The organism is Rickettsiales bacterium (genome assembly GCA_035765535.1).
In the GTDB taxonomy this organism is placed as follows: Bacteria; Pseudomonadota; Alphaproteobacteria; order Rickettsiales; family JABCZZ01; genus JABCZZ01.
Map to the genome: position 1 here is coordinate 210554 of DASTXE010000005.1, position 15340 is coordinate 225893.

7 protein-coding genes are annotated in these 15340 nt (G+C 49.6%); 6 read left to right on the forward strand and 1 reads right to left on the reverse strand.

The features are described from left to right. Positions 1 to 92: 92 nt before the first annotated feature. From queA to VFT64_08585, 4 genes are all read left to right on the forward strand, one after another. The gene (gene queA / locus VFT64_08570; GenBank protein ID HEU5047880.1) at positions 93 to 1121 is read left to right on the forward strand and encodes a tRNA preQ1(34) S-adenosylmethionine ribosyltransferase-isomerase QueA; all 1029 of its coding nucleotides are present in this window, start codon (positions 93 to 95) and stop codon (positions 1119 to 1121) included. A 294-nt stretch (positions 1122 to 1415) separates the two neighbouring features. After that, a complete protein-coding gene (locus VFT64_08575) occupies positions 1416 to 2990 on the forward strand; it encodes a ShlB/FhaC/HecB family hemolysin secretion/activation protein (GenBank protein HEU5047881.1) in 1575 nt (524 codons plus the stop codon). A 244-nt stretch (positions 2991 to 3234) separates the two neighbouring features. Next, positions 3235 to 11274: a YDG domain-containing protein gene (locus VFT64_08580; GenBank protein HEU5047882.1), complete on the forward strand. Its 8040-nt coding sequence runs from the start codon at positions 3235 to 3237 to the stop codon at positions 11272 to 11274. Between the two features lie 206 nt (positions 11275 to 11480). Next, positions 11481 to 11720: a hypothetical protein gene (locus VFT64_08585; GenBank protein ID HEU5047883.1), complete on the forward strand. Its 240-nt coding sequence runs from the start codon at positions 11481 to 11483 to the stop codon at positions 11718 to 11720. Positions 11721 to 11965: 245 nt separating this feature from the next. On the opposite strand, the gene VFT64_08590 is transcribed toward VFT64_08585, so the two are convergent. Continuing rightward, positions 11966 to 12733, reverse strand: a complete 768-nt coding sequence (locus VFT64_08590; protein ID HEU5047884.1) for a hypothetical protein — start codon at positions 12731 to 12733, stop codon at positions 11966 to 11968. A 572-nt stretch (positions 12734 to 13305) separates the two neighbouring features. Between VFT64_08590 and VFT64_08595 the strand changes: the two genes are divergently transcribed. Further along, entirely contained in the window at positions 13306 to 14931 is a 1626-nt protein-coding gene (locus tag VFT64_08595) for an outer membrane beta-barrel protein (protein ID HEU5047885.1), read from the forward strand. A gap of 100 nt (positions 14932 to 15031) precedes the next feature. After that, a complete protein-coding gene (locus tag VFT64_08600) occupies positions 15032 to 15340 on the forward strand; it encodes a hypothetical protein (protein ID HEU5047886.1) in 309 nt (102 codons plus the stop codon).

Consider the following 15340-nt stretch of genomic DNA (forward strand, 5'->3'; position numbering starts at 1 on the left):
ATTCTATTGTGACCGGATGATGACAGTTTGTCTTATTTTGAAATATATGATTTCATTTGATTATGGGGGATTTGGCATTACCATGCGCCGCCATGAAGACTGCCTTATTCGATTTTGAACTGCCACCTGAACGTATTGCCACCGAACCGGTTTCGCCGCGCGATAGTGCGCGCATGCTGGTGGTGAACCATCAGGCTTTTCAGGATTCCAGTGTTCTGGAGTTGCCGGATTTTCTTCAGCCGGGCAACATTATGGTCTTCAACAACACCAAAGTGATTCCTGCACGGCTTTATGGAAAGCGTGGCGAGGCAAATATTGAGGTGACGCTCCATAAACATATGGGCGGTAATAGCTGGCGTGTGTTTGCAAAACCCGGAAAGCGTCTGAGGGTAGGGGATAATATCCTGTTTGCAGAGGATTTTTCTGCCCGGGTTCTGGAAAAATATGAAAGCGGCGAAGTGGATATGCTGTTTGAGAGCGAAAATCTCTACACCAGCCTAGAGCGTTACGGCACGATGCCGCTCCCGCCTTATATGAAGCGGGCGGGGCAGGCATCCGATAAGCAGGACTACCAGACTATTTATGCACAGAAAGAGGGAGCCGTTGCCGCACCGACGGCGGGTTTGCATTTCACGGACAGGCTCTTCAAGAAACTGGAAGAAAAGGGCGTTGCGAAAGCTTATGTGACGTTGCATGTCGGCGGGGGCACATTCCTTCCGGTTAAAAGTGACGACACGCAAGGCCATATCATGCATAGCGAATATGCTGAGATTTCAGCAGAAACAGCTTCGCTTCTCAATCAGGCCAGACAAGAAGGCAGGCGTATTATTGCCGTGGGAACCACTTCCCTGCGTGTTCTGGAATCAGCCGCTAAGGCAGATGGAACCCTAGGCGCTTTTGCCGGGGAAACAGATATATTTATTACCCCCGGATACAGGTTTAAGGCTGTGGATGTGCTGATGACAAATTTCCACCTTCCCTGTTCTACTTTATTCATGCTGGTCAGCGCCTTCTGCGGCCTCGATACGATGCAGGCTGCTTATCGTCATGCAATCGATCGGAAATATCGCTTTTATTCTTATGGCGATGCCTGCCTGCTTATCCGGCAGGCTCTTCTGTAGCTATTTTGCCACGGGTACTCAACTAATATGCCTTCAGAGGCATTAATACTGCTATCTTCATCATTTATTAAGCTTTTTCTTATACTAAGAGAGTGCGGGTTGCATTCCTGCACGTTTGAAGCGTATTGGGACTTCTTGACGGATAAGACTATGAAAATAGCTGGAAAATATATATCCGCGGTCAGACCTCTTCAGGTGGCTTCCTTTGCGCTATGCCTGTGTACAGGCTATTCAGCCGCAGCCCAGGTGATTCCGGGCCCCGCAGATGCTGGAAGGGTTCAGGAGCGCTTCAACATGAATCGTCTACCGGTGCCTGAGCTTGGAACAACAACTGTGCCTGCTACTCCGGCCTCACCTGACCTGAAGATGCCCGCCGGAGCGGAAAATATCCGCTTTGTGCTGGAAGGTATTCAACTCAATGGCATCACTGCCTATCCGTCTGAGGAATTTAAACCTTTATACAAAGATTTAGAAGGTAAGAAAGTAAGCCTGAGCGATATTTATCAGGTCGCAGCCGCTATTACCCAGCGTTACCGTCATGACGGTTATGTGCTGTCACGTGCTATTATTCCCGCCCAGCAGATCAAAAATGGTATTATCACAATCACGGTTGTGGAAGGCAGTGTCGGGGAAGTTCATACCCAAGGGCATTACAGTGCAACTAACGTTACGCAAGGCATAATTAGCCGTATACAGTCCATGCATCCGCTGAATGCGCGCGTGCTGGAACGTGAGGTATTGCTACTTAACGATCTGGGCGGGGTGAATGTCCGTGCGGTGCTCGAACCTGTCTCCACGGGGGATGCCGCTCCCGGAACCGTAGCCATAAGACTGGTTTTTGAAGAAAAGCCGGGGAGTTATTCCGCGACGATCGATAATTACGGCTCCCGCTATTTAGGGCCTGTGGAAGGCACTGTTAATCTCAGCAAAGGCAATCTGCTACTGCCCTATGACCTGCTGACTATTGCCGGGATCGGCAGTCTTCCTTTCTCGGAATTGCGTTATATTTCAGGGCAGTATATCATGCCACTCGCAGCAGAAGGATTATCGCTTGCGCTTTCCGGCGGCCATGGCACGGCTGATCCGGCTTATCGCCTGGAATCCTTTAATATTCATAACGTTTCTACCGATGCAGGTGCTTCGCTATTCTGGAAGCCCATCCGTCAGCGCGAGGAAAATCTGACATTCGGCGGTGGCTTTGCGGTTAAAAACGTCCGTAGCAATATTCTCGGAAGTCCATTTTATGACGATAATATAAGGGAGTTAAAGGCTTCAGCCGTTTATAACCGTTCTGACAGCTGGCATGGGAATAACATGCTGGATACGGAAATCGTACAAGGGCTTGATCTGCTTGGTGCTTCCCATCCTGGCTCGCCCAATATATCGCGCGCGGAAGGGAAGACTGAATTCACCAAACTGGATATTACGGCGAACCGTCTGCAGGATCTTACCCATTCCTTTCAGGGATACATCGCATTCCATGGTCAGGTAACAAATAATCCTTTGCTTAGCTCGGAAGAATTCGGCTATGGCGGGCAGAGTTTCGGCAGGGCTTACGACCCTTCAGAAATTATCGGGGATGACGGTATCGCCGGTTCAGTGGAGTTACGTTATAACGGTATTCCTGCTGCCATAGGCATTGTAACGCAACCTTTTGTTTTTTATGACGTAGGCAAGGTATGGAATATCGATACGGCCGGGGGCAGCATGTCCGGCGCTTCCGCTGGTGTTGGCTTACGTTTTGCAACGGATTATCATGTTTCCGGAACTTTTACCGCCGCTCAGCCATTGACGCGTGATGTTACTGCTAATAGCCCACGCACGGGACACAATCCAAGATTGTTTTTCTCCATTACAGGACAGTTTTAGAAAAATATATTTTGTCTGAGCAAATAAATGGCAGATTTGCTTATTTTTGTGACTCTTTTGTTTCAATAACCATCAAAGAATAAGCTTCTGTATTTTTTACATTATATTGCTTTATTTTTGGTGCCAGTGTTTTTTAAGGCCCAAATAGGGGAAAACTTCCCTGTTTTTTATCCATGAAGTTACTGGTTTTTTTACATCTTTTTAACCTTTTCCTCTTAAAATCAAACATAAGAGGATTATACTCGTGGATAAGTTGCGTCTTAAAATATCGACCTCCATGTCCGGTACCGGCTGCAAATTGCCGGGGCTATTGGCATTTGCCGTCAGCGCATTGTTTGGTTTTTCCGTTATAGCCAATCCTACAGGCGGTTCGGTAACGGCGGGACAGGCCAGTATTTCTTCTTCCGGAAGCACGCTGACCATTAATCAGAGCAGCGACAAAGCCATTATTGACTGGCGCGGGTTTGATATTAACGCAGGCGAAACCACACGGTTCAGCCAGCCGGGAAGCAGTTCCATTACCCTTAACCGTGTGAACGCCTTGACGCCCAGCCAGATTAACGGCACCCTGACCGCCAATGGCAATCTTGTGATTATCAACCCTAACGGTGTGATTTTCGGCAGGAATTCGCAAGTAAATGCCAATAGCCTCATTGCGACCAGCTCCGATATCGACAACGGCAGTTTTATGCAGAACTCCAAGCTGGTGTTCAATAAACCCGGCTCTTCCGCAGCACAGATTGTCAACCAGGGTAGCATCACGGTCTATGATGCAGGGTTAGTGGGGCTTGTTGCCCCGCATGTGGAAAATAGCGGTGTCATTAATGCAAGGCTGGGCAGGGTGACCCTGGCTTCCGGTGACGAGTTTACGCTCGATCTCGCAGGTGATGGCCTGACGCAGATTGCTCTTTCTGCACCGATACAGCAATTTGCCGGAAATTCCGGGATTATTCAGGCCGATGGCGGCCTTATCCAGATCACAGCAGCGGCAGCGCGCAGTGGTATCGACAGTTTAATCAGCAATACCGGTATCTTAGAAGCACGCAGCGTCGGAGAAAAAAACGGTGTCATTACGCTCTATGCGGAGGGTAGCAATGCCGTCGCGGGTAATGATACGACCCAAAAGGGGCTGGTTTCCGGCTCAAGCACGGTAGAAAACTCCGGTATAGTTGACGCTTCCGGTTATGGCAGCGGGCAGACCGGCGGTACCATTCAGATCCTCGGAGACCATGTCAGCCTCCTTTCCGGCTCGCATATTGACGTTTCCGGCGATACTGGCGGCGGTACTGTTCGCATCGGCGGCGATTTCCATGGGCAGGGAATCACTCCCACGGCACTTCAAACAACGATGGCCTCCGATGCAACTATCAAAGCGGACGCCGTCACGAGCGGCAATGGCGGTAATGTTGCCGTATGGTCCGATGGCTGGACGAATTTTGCCGGATTTATCAGTGCACGCGGCGGAGCGCTTTCGGGCAATGGCGGTTTTGTAGAAACTTCGGGTAAAAATATCCTGCAGGCAACGGGGCTTGTGGATGCCGGAGCGTCTTTTGGCAGCGCCGGTCACTGGCTTCTGGACCCGAACAACATCACCATAGCTAACAGTGGATCCGATAACAATATTTCCTGTATCAGTGGAACCTGTACGACCACGGACAATAACGCGTTCGTTACGACAAGCACCATCAATGCAGCCCTGAACAGCGGCACGGATATCACCATTCAGACTGGCACGAACGGCTCCAATAGCGAAGATGGTTATATCCTTGTCAATTCCGGCTCAACGATTAGCAAAACATCTGGCGGTGATGCCACATTAACCCTGGCCTCCCATCAGGGTATTTTCTTTGACGGCAATAGCGGCAGCCCGATTTCCATAGGCAGCACAAGCGGTAAACTGAATCTTGTGCTGCATACGGATACCGATCAGACCGGCAACGGTATAATCTGGATGAATTATACTAATATCAATACTAATAACGGTAATATCACGTTTGGTGGCGGTGCGAATCCCTTTACTTCTCCTGCCCCTGGCATGAGCGGATATACTGACGGGATTTCCATGATCGGCGACAGTCTGAGTGCCGGAAGCGGCAATATCCTATTGAACGGACATGGTTATGACGATGCGAGCACTGGCTCCCATTTCGGCATACTTTTAGCCAGCGGCACTACGCTTAATACCACAAGCGGTAATATCACACTTAACGGCACCGCAGGGACTTCCAGCGACTCCAGCTGGGGTATTGTCATGCATGACTCCGGTACATCCATTACCAGCAATTCCGGTCTTATCTCCCTGACAGGTACGGGCGGCACGGTTACTTCCGGCAGCAGCATCGGTTTCCTCACTTATAGCGGTGCTGCCATTACCAATACTTCCGGCGGTATTACGATTTCAGGTACCGCAGGTGCAGGCAGCAGTGGCGGTAGTATTATAGGAGACTGGATAAGTGATACTGCTATCACCAGTCAGAACGGAAATATTTCCATTTCAGGAACGGGCGCTGCCGGCACAGGCACCTATAATAACGGCGTCCTTCTTGATGCAGGCACACTTATCAAAAGCACGGGCACCGCAACCATCAGCCTCAATGGTACCGGCGGTGACGGCACATCCCAGAATTACGGTGTGCGCCTGGATGACGGCCACATTACCAGTGCAACCGGCAATATTACTTTAACCGGGCAGGGCGGAAATGGTTCCGGTGACCAGAATAAGGGCGTGGACATTGAAAATGGTTCCACCATCAGCAGCACAGGCACGGCCACCATTACGCTCTCTGGAACAGGCGGTAACGGTGCCTCGGAAAATGATGGTGTTTATATTAACGGCAGTACGGTAAGCAGCCTTAACGGCAATATGAGCCTTATCGGGCAGGGCGGAAGCGGAAGCGGTGATTATAACCGCGGCGTGGTCCTCTCGTCAGCGACCATTAACAGCACCGGCAATGCTACCATCGATTTCAATGGCACGGGCGGCACCGGTGGATATTACGGTTATGGTGTTGAAGTTTATGGAAGCAGCGTCAGCAGTCAAACCGGAAATATTCATATTTTAGGGCAGGGTGGCACTGCCAGTTTTGCGGATTATGGTATCGGCATTGAAAACAATTCGCTCATTACCAGCACCGGAAGCGCAAATATCCTGCTCGAAGGCATTAATGGGTCAGGCAGTGGCGGCGTCGGGATTACGGACAATACAGGCTACAATACCCTGGGCGGCAACAGCATGACCGGGAATCTGACGATTTCCACCGACAGCATGGATTTCAGCACTTTAGCCATCCGTTCAGGCGGCATCATCACGATGAAGCCTTACACCGCCTCCACCTCGATCGGCATTCATGGCGGCAGCGGCACCCTTTCGGATCTGGATAGCAACTTCCTTGCGCTTATCGATACCAGCACGGTTTCCCCGAGTAGTGTGGTAATCGGCAACTCTTCGGCAGGCAGCGGCGCGGTTACTATCGGTAATAACTGGAATATTTCAGGTTATACCTTCCCGATTTCCGTCTATGGCGGTTCGATTGCTTCACAGGGCATTACCCTTGGAGGCCACGATTTGCTGCTGGATGCATTGGTCAGTGACATATCCGAAGCGGCAGGCGCCGTAATTTCCAAGTCCACCGGTGGCGATATTACGCTGACACTGGCAAGTGCCGGCTCCATCTTTTTCAACGGCATATCCGGTAACCAGGACAGCATCACCAGCACTAGCGGTAAGCTCAATGTTATTTTTGATGCGGATTCACTTCTAAGCGCCTCCGGCGGAATCACTTATCTAGGTTATACAACGATTAATTCCAACGGCGGCAATGTAACGCTTGGCGGCGGGTCGAACCCCTTTACCACTGCAAGTTACGGTAATTTTACCTATAACTATGGCATTGCCCTGGAAGCCACCAGCATCAATGCGGGAGCGGGTAATATCCTCTTAAGAGGTACGGGATGGAGCAGTGCCGGCTCATCCAGTTACAGCGGATTGAAAGGTATCCGATTACTAACCGGTTCGTCACTTTCCACAAGCTCAGGTAATATTAGCTTAATTGGTACTGGTGGCGCGGGCACCGGTGACAATATAGGGATTGATCTTGAAGATAGCAGTTCAATTGCATCGTCCGGCGGGCATATCAGCCTTACGGGCACCGGCGGTGGCACCGCCAATTTTTCTATGGGTATTAAGCTCTTTAATTACAGTGGGATCGATGCGACCGGCAACGCTTCCGTCACTGTTTCCGGTACAGGGGGCGGTAATGATAACGGATACGGCGTCATTCTGAGTTCTAATGCGTTTATTCATGCGGTAAATGGGGATATATCGGTAACGGGGCAGGGCGCCGTTAGCAGCTGGGGCCAATATAACGACGGTGTCGTTATCGGAACAGGTGGCGATACCTCTAATATTGCCACATCCGGCACCGGCAGTATTACTGTGAATGGTATAGGCGGCGGTGTTGGTGCAGGAGGGCATAATTACGGCACTATTCTGGAATCCGGCAGTATTGTAGGCGCCGGGGGTGATGTTATCGTCACAGGACAAGGCGGAGCCGGTACGGACAGCGATTACGGTCTCTTACTATACGGATCAAGCAGCATCCTCAATACAGGAAATATTAGCCTGACTGCTATTGCTGGCGGAGGAACCAATAATTATGCCCTGTGGTCAAGCAATGGTAGTAATATATTGGGCGGTAACGCCATGACCGGAGATCTTACCCTTATTGGCGACAGCATCAATTTCCATAATCTGAGCATAATCACAGCTGGCCATATTCTTCTGAAGCCCTATACGGCTTCCACCAGCATTGGTATCAATGGCGGCAGCGGCGCACTGGGTGATGTGGATAGCGGTTTCCTCAGCTTTATCGACACCAGCACGGTTTCGCCCAGCAATGTTATCATCGGCAACAGCAGCAGCGGTTCCGGCGCTGTGAATATCGGAAGCGGCTGGAATATCTCAAGTTATAACTTCCCAATTTCCGTTTATGGTGGCAGCATTACTACGGGAAGTATTACGGGCGGCAGCCATAATCTGCTGCTGGATGCGCTGAGCGGCGATATTACGCTCAATAGCGGTGCAGCCCTTACTTCGACCTCGACCGGGACAGGACTTACCCTGATCGCCTCCGGGAATTTTATCAACAATTCAAATGCTTCCGCGCTCAGCGATACAAACGGCCGCTGGCTGGTTTACAGCACGAATCCCGCTAACGATACGCTTAACTCGCTTGCTTCCGATTTTCGCCGGTTCAGCTGTACTTACGGCGGCACATGCCCAAGTTTCGCCTCCACCGGTAACGGCTTCCTTTATACGATTACGCCGACGCTTACCGTTACGCCCGGCACTTTAAACGTCACTTATGGCAGCGGCGCCAACCTAAGCGGTTATGGTTATACGCTCAGCGGTTACCTTGGGTCGGATGCAAGCAGCGATAACGTCACAGGAACACTGACCGGCACGACCAGTTATGTGGCAGGCAATAACGTAGGCTCCTACAATATCAACTATAGCAGCGGCACTTTAGCCTCTGCACTTGGTTATGCGTTCAGCTACGCCAATAGCAGCACAGCACTCTCCGTGCTCGCCAAGACGCTGACCGCTTCGCTTACGGGTAGCGTGAGCAAAACGTATAATGGCAATACGACTGCAACCTTATCTTCCGGTAATTACTCGCTTACAGGAATCTACGGTTCTGATGTGGTGAATCTCAACAATCCCGCCTCCGGCACGTATGATACAAAAGATGTCGGTACCGGTAAAACCGTCAGTGTTACCGGCTTAAGCCTTTCGGGCGCTGCCGCAAGCAACTATACGCTAGCTTCCACCAGTGTCAGCGGATCGGTGGGGCAGATTACCGCCAAAAGCCTGACCGCGAGCCTAACCGGCAGCGTTACCAAAACCTATGACCGCACCACCGCAGCAACATTAGCTTCGGGAAATTATGCACTGGCCGGGGTTGTAGGCGGCGATACAGTGAACCTGAATAATCCCGCCAGCGGAACCTACGATACAAAGGACGTTGGCACCGGCAAGACCGTCAGCGTTACGGGGTTGAGCATTTCCGGCACGGATGCAGGCAACTATACGCTTTCCTCCACCAGCGCCAGTGGGGCAGTGGGGCAAATCGATGCCAAAAGCCTAACCGCAAGCCTGATCGGCAGCGTTGTCAAAACTTACGACGGCACCACGGCAGCAACACTGGCATCAGGGAATTATTCGCTGGCCGGGATTATTGGCGGCGATACAGTAAATCTTAATAATCCGGCTTCTGGAAGCTACGATACCAAGAATGTGGGTACGGGAAAAACGATTACAGTTACGGGTCTTTCTATTTCCGGCACGGATGCTGGCAACTATACGCTTTCTTCCACCAGCACCAGTGGTACGGTCGGCCAGATCAATGCAAAGAGCCTGACCACAAGCCTGACAGGCAGCGTTACCAAAACTTACGACGGTACTACGACAGCAACGCTGGCATCAGGAAACTACTCTTTAGCCGGTGTAGTAGGCGGTGATACGGTCAATCTTAATAACCCGGCTTCCGGAACCTATGATACCAAGAATGTCGGTACCGGTAAGACTGTCAGTGTTACGGGGCTTTCAATTTCCGGTACGGATGCTGGCAACTATACACTCTCTTCTACCAGCACCAGTGGCGCAGTGGGACAGATCGATGCTAAAAGTCTTACCGCCAGCTTAACCGGCAGTGTTACGAAGACTTATGATGGCACCACCGCAGCAACACTAGCATCGGGGAATTATTCCCTGACTGGGATTGTTGGTGGCGACACCGTGAACCTGAACAACCCGGCCAGCGGGACCTACGATACAAAGAATGCAGGGACGGGCAAGACTGTCAGTGTTACGGGCTTGAGTATTTCCGGTGCAGACGTAGGTAACTATACGCTCTCTTCCACCAGTACCAGCGGTACGGTCGGTCAGATCAACGCCAAAAGCCTGACTGCCAGCTTAACCGGCAGTGTTAGCAAGACTTACGACGGTACCACAGCAGCAACACTGGCATCGGGGAATTACTCCTTAGCCGGAATTATAGGCGGAGATACGGTGAACCTGAACAATCCGGCTAGTGGAACCTACGATACCAAGAATGTGGGTACGGGGAAAACGGTTACGGTTACGGGTCTCTCTATTTCCGGCACGGATGCAGGTAATTATACACTTTCCTCTACCAGCACCAGTGGCGCAGTAGGACAAATCAACGCAAAGAGCTTAACCGCCAGCTTAACGGGCAGTGTTACGAAGACTTACGATAGCACCACGGCGGCTACCCTGGCTTCAGGAAACTATTCTTTAAGTGGTGTAGTGGGGGGCGATACGGTAAACCTAAATAATCCAACCAGCGGAACGTACGATACAAAGAACGCCGGAACCGGTAAAACCGTCAGTGTTACGGGGCTTTCAATTTCCGGTACGGATGCTGGGAATTATACGCTTTCTTCCACCAGCACCAGCGGTGCAGTCGGCCAGATCAATGCAAAGAGCCTGAGCGCAAGCTTAACCGGCAGCGTTACTAAAACTTACGACGGTACCACCGCAGCAACATTGGGAAGTGGAAATTATTCACTGACGGGCATTATTGGCGGTGATACGGTGAATCTTAATAACCCGGCTTCCGGCACGTATGATACCAAAGATGTCGGTACCGGTAAAACCGTCAGTGTTACCGGCTTAAGCCTTTCGGGCGCCGCCGCAGGTAATTATACGCTGGCTTCAAGCAGTATCAGCGGAACAATAGGCCAAATTACCGCTAAAAGCCTGACTGCCTACTTAACAGGCAATGTGACCAAGACCTATGACGGTACCACCACAGCTACCCTGGCTTCAGGAAACTACTCTTTAAGCGGTGTAGTGGGTGGCGATACGGTAAGCCTGAATAACCCGGCCAATGGTGCATACGATACGCCTGATGTCGGCACGGGTAAGGTTGTCAGCGTTGCAGGGCTTTCTATCTCCGGTGCTGCCGCAGGCAATTATATACTGGCGTCCAACACCATATCGGGCGCTGTGGGGGTGATTACGGACCAGGCCCAGCAGCAGCCCCAGCCTCAGCAACCGACCATTAGCAATACGCAAATACCTCAGCTTTCTTTACCACTATCGATCCCATCATCCTTCAGTTCGCAAACCATACCGGTGCAGCCTCAACCATCCGGCTTGGGTAATACAGAGTCTTCCGGGAGTACCCAAACCAGCGATAGCAGCAACGGGAAGATTAATAATTGCGCAACCGGCGTCTATATGGACTGCAATAAGGAATAGCCATTAGTCATTTGTTTTCATCTCAAGGTAATATTTGCGGATCTGTTGCGACTGACTTCTACCTCTGATTAAGCATTTTCTCTAGATAGTCTGGTTTTATTCCCTTTATTTTTATACTCAGTTATTTCAGTATCTTGACTTAATGCGCATTTTACTTATAATACTCATTATGGGTAAATTACGTAATTTACGTATATGAGGGGGCTATGTTTTCTGTTTCCGCTACAGCATTTGTCAAGAATTTCGGGCGTATCAGCCAAGAAGCTCAACGAGCTCCTGTGGCCGTTACAAGCCATGGTCATGTAATGGGGTATTTCATTTCTGCTCATGAATATGAGGCATTGCTGAGGCTACAGGAAGTAAATGTAAAACCCACAAAGCTGCCAGTCTTTAAGACTGCGTCAGAAGAGCTTTTCAAGGCGATTGTATCCTCTCCCAAGGATTAACAATGCCCCGCTTCAGGCGACGGTTCTCGTCTGCGGTTGCTGCTTTTGCTCTAAGATCTTATGTGAAAATTTAAAATCATTGCGTTCATCCGGGTGGGCAGGGGGTATATTTATATTTCCAGCACTTTCCTCGGTGGGACCGATTTCCTCACTCGTTTCTTTAGCCCCGAAATTGCTTCGTGCTATGCGCTGAAATATATAATAGTTGTAGGCTGCGGTTCCGGCCAGACCTATTAATGCAGCTCTTAATATGCAGCCCGCCTCTTTGCGGCTGGTACGGATTTTATCTTTGCCTTCCACGAGCGATATAAAGGGAAGGTCATATTAATTACGCTGCCGATAAATAACACACGGTCATGACACCAGACCTTTTGAATTGTACCTATAAATCCATGCCTTACGGGCTTATTATCCTCCTGCGGCGCTTCACTGTGCTTGCGAAAATGGCCATATCCCACGCAAGCTTGCCAGGCGCTCGCCAGTACGCCCATGTATAATCTCGCTTTTTCAGGCGCATAAGCTTTTTCTCCTTCTTTTAATCCAACACCATACGCCTTAAGACCTTTCTGCACATTATTTATGATAGACACTATGTTACCAGGAAGAAAAATAAGAAATTCAAACTGGTTTGAGGACTCCTGCGGATGATGAAGTGCATCTGTCATCCGCTCAGGAACTGTGTCGCCATCGGGAAATTTTGCTCCACGCTTTGAGAAGAATGACCAGGTGTAACCAAGTAGTGGGATTCCGTAACCCAGTGCCCGAATACGATCGGGCTGATCCTGACCATGCACCTGACGGACAAGCGATCCTCGAAGCTTATTGTAACCGGCAATCCAGCTCTCAATAAGAATGGCACTGCCAAACCAGTTTTCCTTATCGAAACGCGACTTTGCGTAGTTCCATATTTTGCCGCCAGATTGCGATGCGCGCGTGGCCGTACGAGACGTCGAATCGTCGTCCGCATTCAAAGTCGCGGGAGCCTGACCTGATGTACTTTGGGTTAATGGCATAATATGCCGTTATTTGTATTATATTCTGCCTGTTAGCGACAGCATGTCATAAAAAATTCAAGGTTCTGAACTTTTTTAACCCATTTATTTTCCAAAAAGTCCGGTTTCGCTTGGTGTTGCACATATTTTTATTGGCCTATCTATCTGTAGTTACAATATATAAACTTATTTTATATGTGATTTAATTATTAATATGGTTGCTTTTCTAATACGCCCTCTTTGTTGCATAGAGATATTGGTAGATGCTTGTGACAAACATGACATTGATTATATTTTCAGGAGAGGTGATCAGATATACTTCATACGTTATATTCTTCATGATGTGTTCTTGGCATTTATCAAGATTAGAAAATGAGGATTGATTTATGGGCGAATTAGTAAAGGAACTGTCAAGTAAGAGCGCGAGAGGGCGGAGTCACGTTTAGGCGGCTGCTTTTAATACGGAATTCAGTTTATAATAAAGAAGCTTCCGGATAAAATATATTTTTACACTCCTTAAGTGTATTTTTACACTATCGTTACATCCCGGCTGATATGTCATGTGCTGTTCAGGACTGACCGGGATAGAAAAAATGGATATAAAACAATTAACAATCGGGGGTTTCTTAGCCACCGCCCTTCTTTCACAAACAGCACTCGCGGATAGCGAAACCACCACAGGCAAAAGATGCGATCCTTATAACAATTACGCATGCCTGAACTCCTATTTAGGTGATAATGTAGCCAGCCGCTTCTTTAATTATTATAATCTTGAAGCAGGACATGCCAGCGCACCAGCCGATCCTAACGCACCTCCCTCTCACCGGGAAGGCTGGCCCGCAACGCCTGAGTCCACACCGCCGATGCCCTTTACAGAATGGCCTTACGGCGCCGCCACTTCACTCGGTGTTTCACGGCCAAACTCCGCAGACAGTCCATTCATGGCCGCCATTGCGAACACCTCCACCGGAAATTGGATGCAGAATAATCATATCGAGATGTATGGCTGGCTGAATGGTGGAGTTAATTTCAGCTCCAACTCCGAGAAACGCGGCGGCAATGCGCCGATGGCTTATGCCTATACACCCAATACGGCGCAACTGGATCAGGCCGTGCTCTATATCGAACGCGTTCCCGATACGGTACAGACTGATCATATAGACTGGGGTTTCCGTCTGTCCGGCATATATGGCGAGAATTACCGCTACACTACTTCTTACGGCATTGCGAGCTATCAGCTCCTGCAAAAGAACCGTATCAATGGCTATGACTTCCCGATGATATATGGCGAGTTGTATATCCCAAACGTGGCAGAAGGATTACTGTTGCGGGCCGGGCGCTACATCTCGATACCTGATATCGAGGCACAGCTTGCACCCAACAATTATATGTATACCCACTCGATGTCCTACAGTTTCGACAATTACACAAATGAAGGTATAGTCGGGACACTTGCAGTGAAGAAAAATCTGCTGCTGCAACTCGGCATCGTAGCCGGAACGGATTCTGCCATATGGAACAGCGGTAAGACTTTGCCGAACCTTGATCCCAATCCACTCTATCCGGGTTCGACTTTCAAAAAAGATCCCGGTGTTCAGCCGACACTGGTTGCCTGCGCACGTTACACCTGGAATAACGGCGATGATAATATTTATCCTTGCATCGATGGCATCAATAATGGCGAGTGGGGATATAATAACCTGCAATGGTACGGCTTTACTTACTATCATAATTTCAATGACAAATGGCATTTATCCTATGAACTGTACGATCTCTATCAGCGCAACGTGCCTAATATAAGTAATCCGGCTGTGCAAGGATATATCGCCAATGGCGGCACGCCGTTCTCACCGCAATATATACCTTTCAACGCCCCTAATGCCGCACAATGCAGCAGCTCCACAGACCTGACCTGCACAGCCAATGTGGTAGCAACCGTAGCCTATCTCAATTATCAATTCTCACCGCTGGATAATATTTCCTTCCGTCCGGAATTTTATGATGATATGGAAGGACAGCGTACAGGCGTAAAAACGCGTTACCTAAACTTCGGGCTAGGCTGGCAGCACTGGCTTTCGCCACAGATCGAATTCCGCCCTGAAATCGACTATGACATGTCTTTGGATCGGGATGCCTTCAACGGCAACCCGACAAGGGGTGTTGTGCCTGACAGGAATTATACTATACTGGGAGCGATGGATGTCATCGTCCATTACTAAGGAATGTGGTTCATAGGCCGGGCTGTGCTTTCTCGGCTTAACGGTTACTTGCAAGACCCGCTTGACAGTTGTGCCATAGTGCTGGAAATTACGACTTCCTATGCAGAATACATTCCTAAAACAGACTCAAAGCCATACCAGCCTTAAAACACTGGCTGTTGTGCTGCTGTTTTTAGCTGCACAGGTTCTGGGTATTTTCCATTTGGTCGAGCATAGTATCAGCGGTCATAACGATGGCTGTAATGTTTGTGATACGGTAGCGCATTCAGGAACATTTACGCTACCAGAGCCTATTCATCTTCCGCTACCGCCTGAGCCGGTCCAACAGAGCATTCATACCAGCTTCTCTCATTTATACGAAGCTCATCTCGCTGTTTATTCCTCCCGCGCACCTCCTTTCTACTCCTGA